The 17,591-nt window shown below is 72.0% G+C and carries 15 protein-coding genes; 8 read left to right on the top strand and 7 right to left on the bottom strand.

Translation table 11 applies throughout. The annotated features are described in order from the left end of the window. Window positions 1–19: 19 nt before the first annotated feature. The gene (locus tag HNR07_RS05830; protein WP_184362882.1) at window positions 20–985 is read right to left on the bottom strand and encodes an SDR family oxidoreductase; all 966 of its coding nucleotides are present in this window, start codon (window positions 983–985) and stop codon (window positions 20–22) included. An 88-nt stretch (window positions 986–1,073) separates the two neighbouring features. Continuing rightward, window positions 1,074–2,471, bottom strand: coding sequence for a hypothetical protein (locus HNR07_RS05835; RefSeq protein WP_184362884.1), 1,398 nt, complete (start codon window positions 2,469–2,471; stop codon window positions 1,074–1,076). 128 nt (window positions 2,472–2,599) lie between these two features. Between HNR07_RS05835 and HNR07_RS05840 the strand changes: the two genes are divergently transcribed. From HNR07_RS05840 to HNR07_RS05860, 5 genes are all read left to right on the top strand, one after another. Then, window positions 2,600–3,196, top strand: coding sequence for a hypothetical protein (locus HNR07_RS05840; RefSeq protein ID WP_246420133.1), 597 nt, complete (start codon window positions 2,600–2,602; stop codon window positions 3,194–3,196). Window positions 3,197–3,505: 309 nt separating this feature from the next. Further along, the gene (locus HNR07_RS05845; RefSeq protein WP_184362888.1) at window positions 3,506–4,093 is read left to right on the top strand and encodes an RNA polymerase sigma factor; all 588 of its coding nucleotides are present in this window, start codon (window positions 3,506–3,508) and stop codon (window positions 4,091–4,093) included. Between the two features lie 110 nt (window positions 4,094–4,203). Continuing rightward, a complete protein-coding gene (locus tag HNR07_RS05850) occupies window positions 4,204–4,824 on the top strand; it encodes an SCO family protein (protein ID WP_184362892.1) in 621 nt (206 codons plus the stop codon). Further along, complete coding sequence (locus HNR07_RS05855) at window positions 4,821–6,086, top strand: Dyp-type peroxidase (protein WP_312893626.1); 1,266 nt, start codon at window positions 4,821–4,823, stop codon at window positions 6,084–6,086. Before HNR07_RS05850 ends, HNR07_RS05855 begins: the two co-directional genes overlap by 4 nt. Window positions 6,087–6,112: 26 nt before the next feature. Continuing rightward, the gene (locus HNR07_RS05860) at window positions 6,113–6,673 is read left to right on the top strand and encodes a copper chaperone PCu(A)C (protein ID WP_184371567.1); all 561 of its coding nucleotides are present in this window, start codon (window positions 6,113–6,115) and stop codon (window positions 6,671–6,673) included. A 92-nt stretch (window positions 6,674–6,765) separates the two neighbouring features. On the opposite strand, the gene HNR07_RS05865 is transcribed toward HNR07_RS05860, so the two are convergent. Further along, window positions 6,766–8,130 carry a PepSY-associated TM helix domain-containing protein gene (locus tag HNR07_RS05865; RefSeq protein ID WP_184371570.1) on the bottom strand — a complete coding sequence of 455 codons (1,365 nt, stop codon included), beginning with the start codon at window positions 8,128–8,130 and terminating at the stop codon, window positions 6,766–6,768. A gap of 201 nt (window positions 8,131–8,331) precedes the next feature. Further along, window positions 8,332–9,525 (bottom strand): MFS transporter, encoded by a 1,194-nt coding sequence (locus HNR07_RS05870; protein WP_184362894.1) that lies wholly within the window; start codon window positions 9,523–9,525, stop codon window positions 8,332–8,334. 1,264 nt (window positions 9,526–10,789) lie between these two features. On the opposite strand from HNR07_RS05870, the gene HNR07_RS05875 reads away from it, so the two are divergent. Next, complete coding sequence (locus tag HNR07_RS05875) at window positions 10,790–11,635, top strand: SDR family oxidoreductase (protein ID WP_184362898.1); 846 nt, start codon at window positions 10,790–10,792, stop codon at window positions 11,633–11,635. A 55-nt stretch (window positions 11,636–11,690) separates the two neighbouring features. On the opposite strand, the gene HNR07_RS05880 is transcribed toward HNR07_RS05875, so the two are convergent. Then, a complete protein-coding gene (locus HNR07_RS05880; RefSeq protein ID WP_221318729.1) occupies window positions 11,691–14,027 on the bottom strand; it encodes an ATP-binding cassette domain-containing protein in 2,337 nt (778 codons plus the stop codon). 72 nt (window positions 14,028–14,099) lie between these two features. Between HNR07_RS05880 and HNR07_RS05885 the strand changes: the two genes are divergently transcribed. Next, window positions 14,100–15,095, top strand: coding sequence for a helix-turn-helix transcriptional regulator (locus HNR07_RS05885; RefSeq protein ID WP_184362901.1), 996 nt, complete (start codon window positions 14,100–14,102; stop codon window positions 15,093–15,095). Here the strand turns inward: HNR07_RS05885 and HNR07_RS05890 are convergent. Next, window positions 15,076–15,909, bottom strand: a complete 834-nt coding sequence (locus HNR07_RS05890) for a WD40 repeat domain-containing protein (RefSeq protein ID WP_184362904.1) — start codon at window positions 15,907–15,909, stop codon at window positions 15,076–15,078. The genes HNR07_RS05885 and HNR07_RS05890 overlap by 20 nt on opposite strands. A gap of 233 nt (window positions 15,910–16,142) precedes the next feature. Here HNR07_RS05890 and HNR07_RS05895 point away from each other — a divergent pair, with 233 nt between their 5' ends. Next, window positions 16,143–16,889, top strand: a complete 747-nt coding sequence (locus tag HNR07_RS05895; protein WP_184371576.1) for a thioesterase II family protein — start codon at window positions 16,143–16,145, stop codon at window positions 16,887–16,889. Between the two features lie 50 nt (window positions 16,890–16,939). Here the strand turns inward: HNR07_RS05895 and HNR07_RS05900 are convergent, their stop codons facing one another. Next, complete coding sequence (locus HNR07_RS05900) at window positions 16,940–17,557, bottom strand: TetR/AcrR family transcriptional regulator (RefSeq protein WP_184362907.1); 618 nt, start codon at window positions 17,555–17,557, stop codon at window positions 16,940–16,942. Window positions 17,558–17,591 lie beyond the last annotated feature (34 nt).

The following is a 17,591-nucleotide window of genomic DNA, read 5'->3' on the forward strand; positions in this document are numbered from 1 at the left end:
GCTACCGGTCCGGAGCGGCTCAGTGCCTCTGAACGAAGGAGAGCAGGGTGCGCTCTATCTCCGCGGAGGGGCCGACCGCCAACGGGGGCTCGCCGCGCTCGCGGTCCCAGGCCAGGACGTCGGCGGCGGTGGTGACCAGCGGCCGCAGCGGCAGTCCGGCCTCCCGGGCCCGGCTGAAGTCGCGCTGGAAGGTCTGCTCCCACACCCGGTCGGGGCGCACCAGGGGGAAGGAGGCCATGATCGTCTCCTGGGGAACCAGGACGATGTCGATCTCGCTTCCGGCCGCCTCGGCGCAGGTACGCAGCATCTCCACCAAGGTGAGGGGTTCGGCGGGTCCCGTCGCGTTGAACACGCCGCCGCGGTCGTCCTCCAACAGACGGACCACCAACCGGGCCAGGTCACGGGCGTCCAGGAGCTGAACCGGCTGCCCGGGATCGCCCGGCAGGACCACCTTGCCGCCCTTCGCGGCCCGGCGCACCCAGTAGGTCAGGTGGTCGCCGTTGTCGTGCGGCCCGGCGAGCACCCCGGGCCGCACCACCGTGGCGCGGCTCCCGTAGCGGGAGCCCAACTCCTGCTCGCAGGCGGCCTTGAGCGGACCGTAGGTGTGGCGCCCGATCTCCTCGGTGTTCCACTCGGGCGCTCGTACCGGGGCGGACTCGTCCGCCCCGGGCCCGGGTCCGGGAGCGTAGACGGCGTTACTGGAGACGAACAGGTACCGTCCCACCCGGTCATCGAGGGCGCCAGTGGCTTGGCGCACATGCCGGGGCACGAACCCGCTGACATCCACCACCGCGTCCCAGGTGCCTTCGGCGAGGGAGGCGTAGTCGCCCTCGTCCCGGTCGCCCAGGAGCCGTTTCGTCCGGGGAAAGAGGTCGGGAGCGCTGCGGCCCCGGTTGAAGAGCGTGACCTCGTGTCCCGCCTGCAACGCGTCCTCAACGATCGCCCGACCAACGAACGAGGTCCCACCCAGCACGAGAATCCGCATAGGGACTGACTTTAGCGTTCCACCTGGACATCAGCGATCACCAGCGCCGCTTTGACGGGTACGGCGGGGGCCGCGTCCGATCGCGGGATCACAGGGGCCTGTTGAGGTGGCCTGCCTGTTCCAGGAGGGAGATGTGGTCGGTGCCCAGGGTTTCCAGGTGGGCCAGGACGTCGCGGTGCGGGACCCGGTGTAGTGGGGCGCTGGTGCGCAGCAGGCCCACGCGGGACAGTCCCTCGCCGCCGCCCAGACGCGAGGACGGGGTGGCGGGCGGGTCGACGCGGTACAGGCGCCAGGCACTGCCCCTGGGGGCGGATGCCAGGAGCAGCATCGGTCGGCTCCACACGATGAGCGCCCAGCCCTTGGGGCCCTCGGCGTGCACGTAGACGGTGCCCACGTGCTTCTCCAGGAGTTCGGCGACCTGGGCGGCGACCGGAACCGGGTTGGTGAAGGTGCCGTGGACGCGGTGGATGCCCCCGTCGTACTCCAGGCGCCAGCCGGAGGCCTCCAGTTCGCCGGCGATCTGGGACAGGTAGCCCTCATCCTCGGCGGCAGGGGAGGACGCGAGGTCCGCGGGTTCGGGTGAAACGGTGGTGGGGAGGATCAGGCCCAGCTCCAAGTTCGTTCGTGTTGTGGCGGTACGGGTGAGCGCGGTCAGGTTGGCGCCGCAGGTCAGGGCTGTGTTCTGGTCGTTTGAGGTCCACTCCAGGAGTCCGCCGTGCGCGGGGAAGCCCTCGGCGACGGGTCGGGCGGTGGCCTCGACACCGGCTTCGGCCAGGGCGCGTACGGCTTCCTCGCGGTCTTCCTCGGGCCACGAGCCGGGTACGCCCAGGGTCACCCGGGCAGGGGCCAGGCGGTCGGTGAGGGCGCTCAGCGCCCGGGGGTCGTAGCCGCGCAGCGGGGCGTGCAGGGTGAGTTCGGCGACCGGGCCCTCGGGGAGCTGGGACAGGAGCGGGGCGTCCAGGTTGTGCACCACGCGTGCCTCGGTCTCCACCGGGGAGGTCAGCAGCAGGTCCTCCAGCCGTTCGGCCAGTTCGGTGAGTCGATCGGCCAGAGCACGGGGCAGGGTGATCGCCTCCGGACATCGCCGCAGCCACACCCCTAGCTCGGCGAGGGCCCAGGGCACCCCGTCGGGGCCACCGCGCAGCACCGTCCAGGAACGGTTGGCGGTACCGGGCGCCCCGGCACCGAAGGCGGCCGCGACGTGCTCCTCACCCACCAGCAGGGCCAGCTCGGGCAGCGGGTCGGGGACGACGCGCTCGATCAGGGCATAGGTGTGGTCCGGCCGCTGCACGGCGGCGGGTTCGGCCCCCTCGGCGGCGGCGCCCAGTACCGTGGCCCACGCACCCAGCTCCCGGGCGGCGGGGACCACGTCCGCTTCCAGGACGGGCAGGTCGATCTCCGTTCCGACCAGGAGGAACTCGCTGAGCGGGGCCCCGTCTGTACGGGAGGTCCACTCGTGCAACAGGGCGAGCGGGGAGACGGACACAGGCGACCTCTGTTCTCACGCTGGGGACGTTCACGAGCATAGTCGAGGCCGCCGCGTCAAGACCGGTCGGGTCCGTTTCGGTCGGTAACCGGCCCCTGTGGCGGGTGCGCGGCCACAGGTGCGACGATATGGGGACGATGAGCGAGAGCGAGCAGTGCCGACCGTTGCGCGCCGGGGTCTTCACCCTGGTGTGCGCGAGCCTGTCCGCGATCGGTCACGCGGTGAGCTCGGGGCACGACGTCCCCGTCGCCGGTCTCCTACTGGGCGTGCTCGTCGTCTTCGCCATGGCGTGGGCGGCCTCCAGCCGCAGGCAGAGCCCCTGGATGCTCACCGCCTGGATGCTGTGGGGGCAGCTCGCCCTGCACGTGACCTTCGCCTACACCCAGGGGGCGGGTTCGGGGCACACGGATCCGGCGCACACGGGCCAGGCCGAGGCGGTGCTGGCCCAGGAACCCATGCCGGCGTGGGCGATGATCGCTATGCACCTGGTGATGGCCCTGGTCAGCGCCTGGTGGCTGCACCTGGGTGAGAACGCCCTCTTCGAGTTCCTGCGGTTCATGGCGCTCGCGCTGATTCCGATCCTGCTCGTGGTCGGGGCGATCCCGACCGCGCGGGAGACCACGGCCCCCAGGTTCTCCGCCACCGACGAGCACTCCCGCTCGCGTCCGCCCTATCTGCGCCACTCCCGGGTCCTGCGCGGGCCGCCCTTCGTTCTGGCCGCCTGAGCGGGGTTCCTCCGAGGCCGTGCGGTGCGGGGCGCACAAGTCGCCGCCGCCCTGTCCGCCCGGTCCCCGCTGTCAGGCCGCCCCTCGGCGTTCCCGCGGCGTCCTTCTACGTGGCGCCGCCTGCCCAGAACACCCCGTGGTCCCCGACCCTCAGCCCTTCGCCTTCTTGCCTGATCTCCTGTCCGGGCGCGTGCTGCGCTGCGCCGCGTGGTCCTGCCCGGGCCGGACCCGGCGCGCGCTAATTCCCGGGCTCAGCTGACCCGAGTCGGTCGGGCGACCGCGCGGGCGGTGACAGAAAGCACCAATGACATGACCCGTAGTGAGGGGCGTGTATCCGCCCCTGCCCACACCGCCACCCCCACCCGCCACCCCGACCTGGCCGGGCTCGCGCTGCGCGCGCGAGCCGGTGTACCCGGGGCGATGGACACCCTGTTCGCGCTCACCCGGGCCGACGTGGCCCGTTACATCGCGCGCCGGGTCGACCCGGCCTGGGTCGAGGACCTCACCCAGGAGACCTTCCAACGGGCCATGCGCGGGCTACCCCGCTACGCCGGGCGGGCCCCCGTCCGGGCCTGGCTGCTCGGGGTGGCCCGCCACACGGTCGCCGACCGCTACCGCAGCCGGGAGCGCGCACCGCGCACCGAACCGGTCGAGGACTGGGAGCGTGCGCTGGGCCCCGGGGCCGCCGATCCCGGGCGGTTCGACGAGTACCTCGCCCTGGTCTCCCTGCTGGAGAACCTGCCAGAGGAACGGCGCACCGCCTTCGTCCTGACCCAGGTCCAGCGGGTGCCCTACGCCGAGGCCGCGCGGATCACCGGTGTGCCGATCGGCACCGTCCGCTCCAGGGTGGCCCGAAGTCGCCGGGAACTGGCACGCCTGCTCCGGGAGGCGGCGTGAGTATCCACCACCGCGCTCTCGTACTCGCCCGCCACACACCCGGCCCCCACCCCTGCCCCACGAGAACCCGTTTCCGCCCGATGAGACCTCGCCCTGTAAGGACCCACGCAGTGAGAACCCGCCGTCTGACCCCGCTCCGCTCCCTGACCGTCGCGTCCGCTGCCGCCTTGTTCGCGCTCACAGCGTGCGGCGGAGCGGATCTGGCCGGGGCCGAGCACTACACCGATCTGTCCGACCAGCCCATGGCCGCCTCCGGCATCGAACTGGCCACCGTCGAGGGTGAGCCCTGGGGCTTCACCGACGTCGCCGATGACCGCCTCACCCTGCTGTTCTTCGGCTACACCAGCTGCCCGGACGTGTGCCCGATGACCATGGCCGAGATCAACCTGGCCCTGGACCAGGCCGGGGACGACGCGGACCGGTTCGACGTGGTCATGGTCAGCAGCGACCCCGTCCGTGACACCGACGAACAGCTGCGCTCCTGGCTGGACCGGTTCGACCCCGGCTTCCAGGGGGTACGCGGGGACGTCGACGACACCGTGCGGGCCGCCCTGGACTACGGCGTCCCGATCGACGCACCCGAGGAGACCGAAGGCGAGTACCTGGTCACCCACGGCGGACGGATCCTGGTCCTGACACCCGGGGGTGAGGCGGCGGGCATGTTCGCCGAAGGCGTCGAGGCCGACCAGATCGCGCCGCTGCTGCCGGTGCTGCTCACGGAGCTGTTGTGAACGGCGGGCGTGCGGGGCAGGGCCGGGCGGGGGTCTCCCGCCGCGGACTGCTCACCGGACTGGGCGCGGCCGGGATCGCCGGGGCCGCAGGAGCGGCGGGCCTGGCCACGGGCGGTCTGATCGAACGCGAAACCACGGCACAGGGGGACACCGCACGGGAGCTGAGCCTGGGCAGGTCCGCCCCCGAGGAGGGGCGACCGCCCGCGCTGCTGACCCCGACCCCCGCTCATGTCCACGTGGTGGCGGTGGACCTGCGCGCCGAGCGGCCCGAGCAGGTTTCACAGCAGGCCCGCACGGTGCTGCGGCTGTGGGGCGAACAAGCACGTGGACTGCACGAACACGGGCTGGCAGAGATCGTCGAGGGCGCGCCCACCCAAGGGCTGCGCCCCGCCTCGCTGGGGATCACCCTCGGGCTGGGCGCGTCGCTGCTGGAGCGCGCCGGGCTGGCCGAGCGCCGTCCCGAACCGCTGGCGGACCTGCCCGAGTTCGCCTCCGACCACCTCGACCCCGCCCTGTGCGGGGGAGACCTGATGCTGCACGTGGGCGCGGAGGACCCGCTCGTGGTCAGCGCCGTGGTGGAACACCTGCTGGGCATTGCCCGCGAGCAAGCCCTCGTGCGCTGGTCGCTGCCCGGGTTCCAGCGGGCGGCGGCCACGGCCGCCGACCCCTCGGCCACCCCGCGCAACCTCATGGGGCAGGTCGACGGGACGGTGAACCCCCACCCCGATCAGGCGCAGTTCGGCCCGCAGGTCCTGGCCGCGCACCCCGACGGCGCCGCGTCCTGGATGGACGGCGGAACCTACGTGGTGGTGCGCCGCATCCGCATGCTCCTCGACGACTGGTTCGACCTCGAACCCCACCAGCGCGAGCGGGTGGTGGGACGCCGGTTGTCCGACGGCGCGCCGCTGGGCGGCGACCGCGAGGACGCCCTGCCGGACCTGGCCGCCCGGGGCGACGACGGGGAACCGGTCATCGCGGCGAACGCGCACATCCGGTTGGCCAGCCCGGAACGCACCCTGGGCGCGCGCATGCTCCGGCGGGGATTCAGCTACGACCTGGGCTGGTCGGGCGGGCGCCGGGAGGCCGGGCTGCTGTTCACGGCCTGGCAGGCCGACCCGCGCACCGGTTTCACCGCCGTCCAGCGCGAACTCGACGAGGGCGGCGACGCGCTCAACACCTACATCCGCCACGAGGGCAGCGCCGTGTTCGCGGTGCCGCCGGTACGCGAGAACCAACCACACCCCGCCCACGACCTCTGGTGACCGACGTGAAGGACACGACCATGACCATGAGAACCCGGACCGCTAACCCGTTCGCGCCGCGCCTGCCCCTGGCGGCGGCGCTGGCCCTGGCACTGCTCGCCACCTCCTGCGCCTCGGAGCCCGAGGCGCCCGAACCCGTGGCGGCAGCGGTTGAGCGGGGCAGCGCCCAGTCCGAGGAACTGCTCATCGAGGACGCCTGGATGCCCGAACCCGCCAACCCCGAGGTGGGGGTGGTCTACCTGGCGGTCACCAACACCGCCGCCACCGCCGACGCCGTCACCGGGGTGCGTACCAGTGCCTCACCCGACGCCGACCTGTGCAACACCGAGACCACCGACTCCGGGGCCGGGATGATGCGCGTCGTCGACGAGATCCCGGTCCCGGCCGGGGGAACTACGACCTTCGTCGACGGCGGCTACCACGTGATGGTCAACGACATCCCCGAACCGCTCGAAGTCGGAGACACCGTCACGGTGACCCTGACCTTCGCCAGCGGGAGTGAGGCGGACGTGGAGGTCCCCGTCCAGGAGATGACCGGCCCCGCCCCCGACCACAGCGGACACGACGACCACGACGCCCACCACTGACGCATCGGAGGAAACGAACCGGGGCTCCCCGCACGTCAGTGACGCGGTGCGGGGAGCCCCGGGGTCTACAGGTGAGAGGCCTCGTGTGGTGGTCAGCGGTGGGCGGGGTCCGGTTCGGGGCTTTCAGCCGGTTGCGCCGACCGCGTGGCGGACCTGCGGGACCGCCAGCCGATCAGGGCGTCGATCAGTAGGAAGGCGAGCAGCGAGACACCCAGAACAGGCAGCGCCCAGGCCAGGGCGGCACCGGTCGCGACCACCGCCGCCTTCAGCGGCCAGGACAGGGCCGGGAAGGAACCCCTGGGGTAGGGGCGCCCCACGCCCCAGGCCTCGGCGCGGGTGGGCCTGCGCTGCCACCACATCCGGTAGCCGAGGACGATCACCCAGATCAGCCCGCCGCAGAGCACGGTGAGCAGGATCTGGTTGGGCACGCCGAACAGCAGACCCATGTGGCCGTCCACGCCCCAGCGGCTCAGTTTGGCCATCAGGGGGTGGTCCTCGAACCGGATCACCTCGGTGACCTCGGCGGTGTCCTGGGCGATGGCGGCCGAATCCGCCTGGGTGGGCCAGGAACGCTCCAGCTGGGAGACGACGTAGGGGGAGGAGTGGTCCGCGGGCAGGTTGACGATGACCCGGCCGTCCAGCCCGGCCGCACGGGCGCTGGCCAGGGCGGCGTCGATCCCCGCGTCCACTCCCGGGCTGGCGGAGGGGGTTTCGGTGGAGACCGCCGGGGTGGTCCAGGACATCTGCTGGCGCAGGTCGGTGATGTTGGCCCCGGCGTACGTGGACCAGGTCAGGCCGGTGGCGGACAGGAACAGCAGCCCCAGCAGGAGCCACACTCCGGTGGCGGCGTGCAGTGACACGGTGCGCCCCCGCCCCGGCGAGCTTCCGGAGCCGGGCAGGAGCAGTCCGCGCGCCCGCCGGGACCTGGCCCGGGCCATCCACAGGGCGAAGCCGCCCAGGGCCACCACACCCAGCCAGCTGGCCGCGAGTTCGCTGTACAGGCGCCCGAAGTCGCCCAGGTGCAGCTCCCGGTGGAGCAGGTCGATCCAGGTCCGCATCGGCAGGGCGCCGCTGGTCCCGTAGCTCTCGGACACCCCCAGCACCTCGCCCCGGTGGGGGTCGACGAACACCGTCGTCTGCGTGCTCGAATGCGGGTCCGCGTCGGCGCCGGGCAGGCTCAGGTGCACCCAGGTGGAGTCCTCGGGGGTGGTGGCCGGACGTACCGAGTCCGCCTCGGCGCCGGGGATCTCCGCCTCGGCGATCCGCACCTGTTCGGTCAGGGGCAGGGACTGCTCGGCGGCCGGGACGCGCAGCAGGTCCTCGTACAGGGCCTGTTCCACCTGCGGGGTCCACACGTACAGCAGCCCGGAGACGGCAGCCACCAGGATGAAGGGGCCCACCAGCACCCCCGCGTAGAAGTGCAGGCGCAGGATCAGTGGTCTGAGCTGGGCCCACACCCCTGGACGCCGTCGGGTGCGCTCTGGTTCCGCCCCGGCCGCGGGCTCGGGTGCGGGGGTGGTCGTCGCTGTCGGATCTGGGGAAGCGGGTACCGGATCCATGGGTCTCCTCATGCCGGGGGCATCGTGGTCGCCACTGACGTCGTCCGGTAGGCCCCGAGAGTTCCCGGAGAGGGAGGATTTTTCAGCAGGGGGATGGGGTCAGCCGGGGGAGCCCTTGTCGGCCAGTCGGCTCACCCCGGGCACCAGCAGTGGAAGCAGGCTGGTGAGCAGTCCCACGGCGGCCGCCCAGAACAGCACCGTGCGGGCGCCCACCGTCTCGGCCAGGGCCCCGGCCACCGCGTACCCCACCGGTTCCAGGCCGAAGCTGCCGACCTGGTCGATACTGATCACCACGCTCAACCGGTCCTGCGGGATCGCCTTCTGCAACGCGGTGTACCAGTACACGCCGAACATCATGAAGCCCACACCGGTGGCTACGTAGCCGACCAGCAGCACCGGCACGGTGACGGTCAGCGCCAGACCCAGCAGCGTGAGCGGGAAGCAGAGCACGCCCAGCAGGGACACCAGACCGGGGCGGGCCGGGGTCCAGCGGGCCGCCACGACCCCGCCCACCAGCTGGCCCGCCGCCATGCAGGACAGCGCCAGCCCGTAGACGGGTTCGGGGTAGGAGTCGGCGACCACGATGGGCAGCAGCACGAACCCGGGAGCCAGGGTGGCGGGCGCCTGCACGGTGGCCACCGCGATGACCGCAAGCACCCAGGGCCTGCGCGCCACCTCGCGCCACCCCTCCCGCAGGCTCGTACCCATGGACTCGGTGGCCCGCTCGGGTGCGGGAGGGGCTTCCCGGATCCACACCAGGGTGCCCACACAGACCGCGAAGAGCGCCGCGATGATCAGGAACACCGTCCGCACGTCCACCATGGCCAGCAGCACCCCGGCGGTGGCGGGCCCGGTGATCCCGGCGGCGCGTCCCACGATGTTGCGCAGGGCGTTGGCCTGCTGGAGTTGATCGCGCGGCACGATCACCGGCATCAGGGAACCGCTGGCCGGTTCCACCACCGACCCCGAGACCCCGCTCAGCGCGGCCAGCGCGAGCAGCCACGGCCCGGCGTCGGGGCCCAGGGCGAACCCCAGCATCACCAGCAGCTGCACGGAGTCGTTGGCCACCAGCGCCGTGGACTTGCGCACCCTGGTCAGCAGGGCCCCGGTGAGCAGCGCGAACAGCGAACCGGCGGCCCCGCGCACGCCCAGGACCAGACCGAGCATCAGGGGGCCGTGTTCGACCAGGACCAGGCCGACCATGGCTACCGGAAGCATCTCCGAACCCAGATCGCCCGCGCTCCGGCCGCCCAGGAGCAGGCGAAAACCCCGGTTGCCCAGGGTTCGGGGCACAAAAGAAGCCAGACGGGACAAAACGGGGCCTTGGTTGAGTCAAACAGGTGGTGAGTCAGACAGACAGCGGGGGTGGCGTAGCCTCCAGCAGTGTCGCGCAGGTGCCGGTGCCCGCGCGAAGGATTTTCGGTGCCTCTCGGCACCGTGTTCGGGGACCGGCCCCACGGGATGCTGTTGGCGAATCCGGGTGGGGGCCTGGGGTGGTTTCCGGCAGCGGGTTCGAGGGCTTGGGGGTGGGTGGAGGTGTCCGAAACCCGGGCTGGCACGTGTCCGTTGCTTCCGTAACCGTCAGGTCCCCGGTGATCTTGCTACCAGGAGCAAGTTCGGCGCCCTCGACTTTCGCGCTTTCTGGAACTATGGGAACTTATGTCCTTTATCTGCCGCTCTGCCTATTTCGCCGGTATTGATGTATCCGAAGGCGACATGAGCGTTCGACCACTGGCAAACGTGGGCATAGCAGCCCAACTGGCCTGGACGGATGCCGTGTCTAGAGCCTGCGCGCCCCCTGGTCCGTGAGCCCCACGGAGCCAGGGCACTTCATCGAGAGCCACCAGACATAACGGTCATTAGGCAACACAACCTGACAAAACTTCGAAAACCACGAAAGTCGAGGGCGCCGAACTTGCTCCTGGTAGCAAGATCACGCTGAAAGGAGGGGCCGAAACCGGCCGGGGTGGCGCTTCGATCGGTCTGTTCACCGGGCCGGGTAGGGGGTCCCCGCTGGGCCGAGGGACCAGTGTCTGCTGCGCTGCCGCTGTTCGTCGGGGCGCGTGACCGGCCGTGGCACGAGCACCGATCCCCGCCGAGCTGGGGGCGCTCCTTCCTTCGCTGCCGCTTTTCCGTCGCTCACCTTGATCAGCCGCGACACGTCCAGGCGTTGCCCGCAGGCCGGTGGAGGGCTCCGGCCGAAGGCCGCGCAGTTGGCAGTTGCCGTTGGCTTTTGGGCCTCTTGGGGCCCGTCTGCTACCCGACCACTCCTGCCCGTTTCCCTATAGCCGCCCACCGCCGTCGCAGCGAAACGGGGCAAGCCGGAGCGCCTGATGACTCGGCGAAGCCGCGACGGCGATGACCTTGACGCCCGCAGAGGAGACGGCAGCCATCGAGCGGTGGGAAACGGTGACTACAGACCGGACTCCCACCCGGATTCGCCAACAGCATCCTGATACGCCGGGCCCCGGAAACCTCTTGCCCCGCCCTCCCTAGCGTCGTGAAACTGGCTCCGGCCCTCCCAACACCGGGAGGGCCGTGAGCGAAAGGAGAACACATGTCGGACACGACCCTGGTGGTCGGGGCGACCGGGAACGTCGGTTCCCAGGTGGTGCGCCGCCTGCTGGAGGAGGGCCGACCCGTACGGGCGCTGAGCCGCACACCCGAGGCCGCTGACCTACCCTCAGGGGCCGAGTTGGTGCGCGGAGACCTCACCGACCCCGCGAGCCTCGACAACGCCCTGACCGGTGCGGACGCCGTCTTCCTGGTCTGGCCCGGGGCGGACACCCAACACGCCTCGGCGGTTGCGAAACTCCTTGCTTCACGGCGCGTGGTGTACCTGTCCTCGGCCGGGATCGACGACAGCCGACCCACCCAGGCCGACCCCATCAACCAGATGCACGCCGACGTCGAACAGGCGCTGGAGGGTGGCAGCACGGACTGCACCTTCCTGCGTTGCACCAGTTTCGCCGCCTCGCTGCTGGAATGGGGCGACCAGATCCGCGAAGGGGTGGTGCGCGAGGCCTTCGGGCAGGCCAGCCGTCCCCTGTTGCACGAGCGCGACATCGCCGACGTGGCGGTTCGGGTGCTGCTCGACGGTACACACCGGGGTGAGCGCCTGTTCCTGAGCGGCCCGGAACCACTCACCCAGGTCGAGCAGGTTCGGATCATCGGCGAAGCTCTGGGAACTCCGGTGCGGTTCGAGGAGGTCCCGCTGGATGACATGCGGGCTCACATGCGTGAGGAGGGCTGGGCCGAGGCCGACATCGAGGGCATGCTCACCGCCTACGCCGCGATGTCCGAGACCGAACCACCGGTCTGGGACACGGTGGAACGGATCACCGGGCGGACCCCGCGGAACCTGACCCGGTGGGTACGCGACTACGAGGACTCCTTCCGCTGATCCCGACCTGATCTGAGCGGCGCGAGCGCGCTTTACGGTCCCGTCCCGGCCCGGGCTACCCAGCCAGATGGGCGCGTAGGGCGTCAGCGGTCGCGCCCCGCCCCGAACCGGCCAGCTCGGCGGGGGTCCCCTCGTAGACCACCCGGCCGCCCTCGGGTCCGGCGCCCGGGCCCAGGTCCACCACGTGGTCGGCGACGGCCACCACGTCCATCCGGTGCTCGACCACCACCACCGTCGCCCCCTCGTCCACCATTCGCTCGAACAGGGCGATCAGCGCGGCCACGTCACCTCCGTGCAGGCCGCTCGTGGGCTCGTCCAGCACGTACAGCCGCGCCGAGGCGGCCAGCTCCCGGGCCAGCCGTAGCCGCTGGCGCTCCCCGCCCGACAGCGTGTCCAGGGACCGCCCCAGCCCGAGGTAGCCCAACCCGACCCGCCCCAGGCGCTCCAGCGCCCCGGCGATCGTTCGGTCCCCGGCCTGCGCGTTCTCCAACCCGCTCTCGAAGAAGCCGCGCGCCCGCGCCGCCGTCATCGCCAGCACCTCGGCGATGTTCAGACCCGCCAGGGTGTACGACAGTGCCTCGGCGTTGAAGCGCAGCCCCCGGCAGTCCTCGCACTCGGTCCGGACGTCGTCGAGGAAGGCCAGGTCGGTGACGATCACCCCGCGCCCCCGGCAGGTGGGGCAGGCCCCCTTCGAGTTGGCGCTGAACCAGCCGGGCGCGAGGCCGTGCGCCCGGGCGAACAGCCCCCGCAGCGCGTCCTGGATCCCCAGGTAGGTCACCGGAGTGGACCGGGGGCCGCCCTGCAGTGCGCCCTGGTCGAGTACCACCGCGTCCGGCCGGACCCGGGGGAGTTCCCCGTGCGCGAGTGAACTCTTGCCCGAACCCGCCACCCCGGTGACCGCTGTCAGCACCCCGGTGGGAACGTTCACGTCGATCCCGCGCAGGTTGTGCAGACGGGCGTTTCGGATCTCCACCGCCCCGTCCGGAGTGCGCGGGCGGGACTTGACCGCGCGGGGGAGGCGCAGGTAGCGGCCGGTGGGGGTGTCGGCCTCCCGGAGCCCCGCCACCGGGCCCTCGTACACCACCCGGCCGCCCTCGGGTCCGGCGCCCGGGCCCAGGTCCACCACGTGGTCGGCGACCGCGATCACGTTTGGGTCGTGCTCCACCACCAGCACGGTGTTGCCCTTGTCGCGCAGCCGTCGCAGCAACCCGGTGAGCCGGTGCACGTCCGCGGGGTGCAGCCCGGCGCTGGGTTCGTCGAGCACGTAGGTCAGCCCGGTCAGCGCTCCGCCCAGGTGCCGCACCAGGCGCACCCGCTGCGCCTCGCCGCCGGACAGCGTGCCCGAGGCCCGGTCCAGGCTGAGGTAGCCCAGCCCCACCTCCTCCAGTCCGCGCAGGCGCTCCAGCAGCGCCGTGGTCACCGGGGCCACCCGGGGGTCGTCGATCGCGGCCACCACCGGGCCGAGTTCGGACACGGTGAGCGCGCACAGGTCGGCGATGTTGTGCGGGCCGATCCGGCAGGCCAGGGCCGCCGGGTTGAGCCGCTTGCCCGCGCATTCGGAGCAGGGGCCGCGCCGGATGAAGCGTTCGAGCTCCTCGCGGTCGCGCGGGTTGAGCTTGGCCGCGTCCAGCAGGCTGCGGGTGATACGGGGGACCACCCCCTCGAACACCCCGGCGTCCGGGTACTCCGGGTCGGGGTTCTTCAGCCGCACCCCTTCGCCGTGCAGCAGCAGACGGCGTTCCTCAGGGGTGTAGCTGCCCACCGGCACGGTGCGGTCGAACAGCCCGGCGTGCACATACCTCTTCCAGCGCCATGAACCCGGGGCGAAGGTGCGCAGCCTGATCGCGCCCTCGTCCAGGGACAGGGCCGGGTCCAGTAGCGCGTCGGCGTCGACGCGCCGCACGGTGCCCAGTCCCTCGCAGCCGGGGCACATGCCGCTGGGATCGTTGAACGAGAAGGCGGGGGAGTATCCGGCCCGGGGCTTTCCGATCCGGGAGAACAGCAGCCGCAGCAGCGGGGCCAGGTCCGTGGCGGTGCCCACGGTCGAGCGGGTGTTGGCGCTGAACCTGCGCTGGTCCACGGCGAGGGTCACGGTCAGGTTGGCCAGCCGGTCGGCGTCGGGCACGCCCAGGTGGGCCATCCGGTTGCGGGTGAAGCTGTCGTGCGCCTCGTTGAGCTGGCGTTGGGACTCGGCGGCGATGGTGCCGTACACGAGGGAGGACTTGCCTGAACCGGACACCCCGGTGAACACGGTGAGCCTTTCCCTGGGCAGGGTCAGGTCCACTCCGCGCAGGTTGTTCTCCCGTGCGCCGACCACGGTGATCCCGGGGACCGGGGCTCGGGCGGCTTCCGGGGCGGTGAGGGCGGGCGGTGTCGGGGTCGTGGTGCTCATGGCGGTCACGCTACGAAGAGTTGTGGCCAGAATCCGGCCACAACTGAGCAGAATCAGGGAAGAATGGCAGGCATGGCCGATACCAGTCAGCGGATGCTGCGCCTGCTCTCCCTGCTCCAGAACGGCCGGGCCTGGTCCGGTGCGGAGTTGACCGAGGCGCTGGGCACCAGCCCGCGGTCCATGCGCCGCGACATCGACCGCCTGCGCGAGCTCGGCTACCCGGTCGAGAGCCTGCGCGGCCCCGGCGGCCACTACCGGTTGGTGGCGGGTAAGGCCCTGCCGCCGCTGATGTTCGAGGACGACGAGGTGGTCACCGTGGCCCTGGGGCTGCGGATGGTCGCGGGCGGACTCAGCGGTGTCCAGGGCGCGGAGGACGGCGCCGAACGGGCCCTGGGCAAGATCGAACGGGTCCTGCCCTCCCACCTCTCGCGGCGCGCCAGCACCCTGGCCTCGGCGGTGGACCCCGGTCGGCGGGTCTGGCCGGGCGCCTCGTCGGAGGTGCTCACCGGACTGGGTGAGGCGGTCGCCGCCGGGCAGTGGGTGCGGATGACCCACCGGGGGCGCGACGGCCAGGAGCGGCACCGCCGGGTGGACCCCTACCGGCTGCTCCTGCTGGGGCGGCGCTGGTACCTGTTCGCCTGGGACCGGGACCGTGCGGACTGGCGTTCCTTCCGTCTGGACCGGATCACCGGGCTGACCCCGACCCGCGCCGCTTTCACCCCCAGGGAGCTTCCGGCCGAGGACCTGGCCGCGTACCTGGAGCAGGGCTTCGGGACCGGCGGGAGGGGGCGGGGCGAGCAGCGGCTCACCGTCAGGGTGCTCTTCCACGCTTCGGCCGCGGAGGTGGCCGCGCGCATTGTCCGGGTGGACGGTTCCCTGGAGGCCGTGGGCGCGCACAAGTCCCGCTACACCGCCCGAGTGGACTCCTACGAGTGGATCGCGATCGTGCTGGCCATGACCGGTCTGGACTTCACGGTGGAGGGCCCGGAAGGGTTCAGGGACTACGCGACCCGGCTCTCGGCCAGGCTCGGCCGCGCGGTCGGGGCGTTCATTCCTCCGTCCGGGTGAGGACCACCGGGTCGCCTGCGCGGGCGCAGACCAGGTGTCGCGAGTCCCCGGCCAGGACGGTCAGGTGTCCGGGCACCCGCGATACGTCCGTCGTGGTTCGGCTCCGGGTGTCCCAGGTCCGGACCGTCCCCCCGCGGCTGGCCGCCGACACGGTGTGGCCGTCCGATCCGGGTGCGTACACCGCGTACACCTCCTCGCCGGGGGCGGTCGCGTACTCGCCGACCCGCTCACCGGTGCCCACGTCCCACAGCCGCACCCGTTCGTCGTCGTGGCCGGTGGCGATGGTGAGCCCGCCCCGGGCCGGGGCCAGCAGCGCGGCGGTCTCCGGTGGGGAGGGCATCGCGGTGTCCAGCCGCACCACCAGACTGCGTCCGGCCAGGTCCCACACGCCCAGGGCGGTCTCCCGGTCGTGGGCGAGTACGGCGACCGTTCCGTCGGGCAGGGTCGCGGCGTCCAGTACCACCAACCAGTCCGAGGAGTCCGCCAGGAGGTCGTCGACGGGCGTCTGCGCGGCCAGGTCCCAGGCTCGGGCGGTCGACCCCCAGCCTCCGCCGGTCACGGCGATCGGAACCCCGTCGGGGGTCAGGGCCGTGGCCAGGCAGTCGATACCGGTTCCGTGTCCGGTGTCTATCCAGCCCAGGGGCTGGCGCTGGTCGGGGTCCCACAGGCGTAGGGACCCGTCGGAGTAGCCGCCCGCGAGGATCCGGCCGCCGTCGGGCAGGGCGACCACGCGGGCGCAGGTGATGGCGGCGTGCGGTGAGGACGACCCCGGCGGGGTCCACGCCTGGCGCCCGGGGGTGGTCGGGGGCTGCACGGGGGTTCCTGCCTTTCCGTGGTGTTGCGGGTGATCCGGGCGCTATGTACCCATCGTCGGCCCTTGTCACCGTGGAGGGGAGGCCGTTTCCGGTCAGGGCGCCGTACGGGGCGAACGGGGGTGTGTGGTCGTGCTCACGCGGAGGAACGGGGTGAGTCCTCCGGGTTACCCGGGGCGTATTACTGACTGGTAGGTTCGCGTAGTTACCCGACGGTAGAAAGATGAGGAGACCCGTGCACGAGGGCGCCCTGACCCGGCTCAGACCCGTTCCCCACAGCCGTTTCCGGCTCTTCGTCCTGCACCACGCGGGCGGCTCCCACCTCGGGTACCGGGGCTGGGTCCGGCACTTTCCCGCCGACTGGGAGATCTGCCTGCTGGACGCGCCGGGCCGGGCCCGCCGGGCCGACGAGGAGCCGGTCCGCGACGCCGCCGCCCTGGCCGAACACATGCACCGGGTGATCCGTCCCGAACTCGACCGCCCCTTCGGCCTCTTCGGTCACAGCATGGGTGCACTGGTCGCCTACGAACTCACCCGCCGCCTGACCGACGGCGCGAACCCGCCGGTCTGGCTCGGCGCCTCCGCCTGGAGCCCCGAGCCCGGCCCCGAACACGCCGAGCCCCGCCACCTGGTCTCCGCCGACCGTCTGCGCGAGGCCATCGCCACCATGGGCGGAACCCCGCGGCACGCCCTGGAGGACCCCGACCTGTGGTCCTACGTCGAGCCGCTGATGCGCGCCGACCTGGAACTGGTCGACACCTGGAGTCCCGACCCGCAGGCCGAACCGCTGCGGGTTCCGCTGTCCGTCTTCGGCGGCACCGAGGACCGGGGCATGACCCCCGAACGCCTCGCGGGCTGGGCCGACCACGTCGAGGGCGGCTTCGCCCACCACACCCTGCCCGGCGACCACTTCTACTTCACCGGCCGCACCGCTGACGTGGTCTCCCGCATCGTCAAGGACGTCGAACCGCTCCTCGCCTGATCCGCCGCCGGCCTGATTCCGGCCCGTCGGTCGAGCTCCGCCCGGGCCGGCTAGCGGATCCGCATCGGCTCGCCCGTGGCCAGGGCAGCGGTTGCGCTGATCAGCTGCCGTAGGCAGAGCTCCTCGGCCTCCGGGTCCGGTGCGGTCAGGCTCTGGCCGCTCAGGCCGTCGAACCCGGCCAGGAAGAAACGCGCCAGTGCCGCCGCGGGTACGGCCAGATCCTGCCCGTGCCTCATGGCGATGGTCTCCAGCACCTCCGCGGTCACCGCGCGCATGTCGGCGTCGTGTTCGGCCGTGAGCTTCCTCATCTCCTCGTCCCGCAAGGTCTGGAGTGCCAGCTCGGTCCAGAGCAGCTGGCCGCCCGGATCCGCCTGAACGGTCTGCCACAGGGCCCGCGCCGCCAGGTTCAGGCTCTCCTCGAACCCGCTGCCCCGCGCCGCCTCGGCGGTCGGGCGCACCTGTTCCACTACGCGCCTGCTCAGCTCCCGCAGGATCTCCCGCGTGAACTCGGCCTTGGACCCGAACACGTAGTGCACGGTCATCTGGGCCACGCCGATCTCCGCGGCCACCGCGCGCGTGCTTCCCGCCGCCGCGCCTTCCCTCGTCATCAGGGTGATCGCGGCATCGATGAGCTGGGAGCGCCGTTCGGCGGTGGGGACGTGTGCCATGCCCCCAGCATACCCGCTTGAACAACCGACATGG

The organism is Nocardiopsis metallicus, assembly GCF_014201115.1.
Classification (GTDB): domain Bacteria; phylum Actinomycetota; class Actinomycetes; order Streptosporangiales; family Streptosporangiaceae; genus Nocardiopsis; species Nocardiopsis metallicus.

What these genes read in the sequence shown, in the direction of transcription:
- HNR07_RS05830 (WP_184362882.1), bottom strand. Translation starts at nt 985, where the DNA reads ATGCGGATTCTCGTGCTGGGTGGGACCTCGTTCGTTGGTCGGGCGATC.
- HNR07_RS05840 (WP_246420133.1), top strand. Translation starts at nt 2,600, where the DNA reads ATGGGGACGATGAGCGAGAGCGAGCAGTGCCGACCGTTGCGCGCCGGG.
- HNR07_RS05845 (WP_184362888.1), top strand. Translation starts at nt 3,506, where the DNA reads ATGACCCGTAGTGAGGGGCGTGTATCCGCCCCTGCCCACACCGCCACC.
- HNR07_RS05860 (WP_184371567.1), top strand. Translation starts at nt 6,113, where the DNA reads ATGAGAACCCGGACCGCTAACCCGTTCGCGCCGCGCCTGCCCCTGGCG.
- HNR07_RS05875 (WP_184362898.1), top strand. Translation starts at nt 10,790, where the DNA reads ATGTCGGACACGACCCTGGTGGTCGGGGCGACCGGGAACGTCGGTTCC.
- HNR07_RS05880 (WP_221318729.1), bottom strand. Translation starts at nt 14,027, where the DNA reads ATGAGCACCACGACCCCGACACCGCCCGCCCTCACCGCCCCGGAAGCC.
- HNR07_RS05885 (WP_184362901.1), top strand. Translation starts at nt 14,100, where the DNA reads ATGGCCGATACCAGTCAGCGGATGCTGCGCCTGCTCTCCCTGCTCCAG.
- HNR07_RS05900 (WP_184362907.1), bottom strand. Translation starts at nt 17,557, where the DNA reads ATGGCACACGTCCCCACCGCCGAACGGCGCTCCCAGCTCATCGATGCC.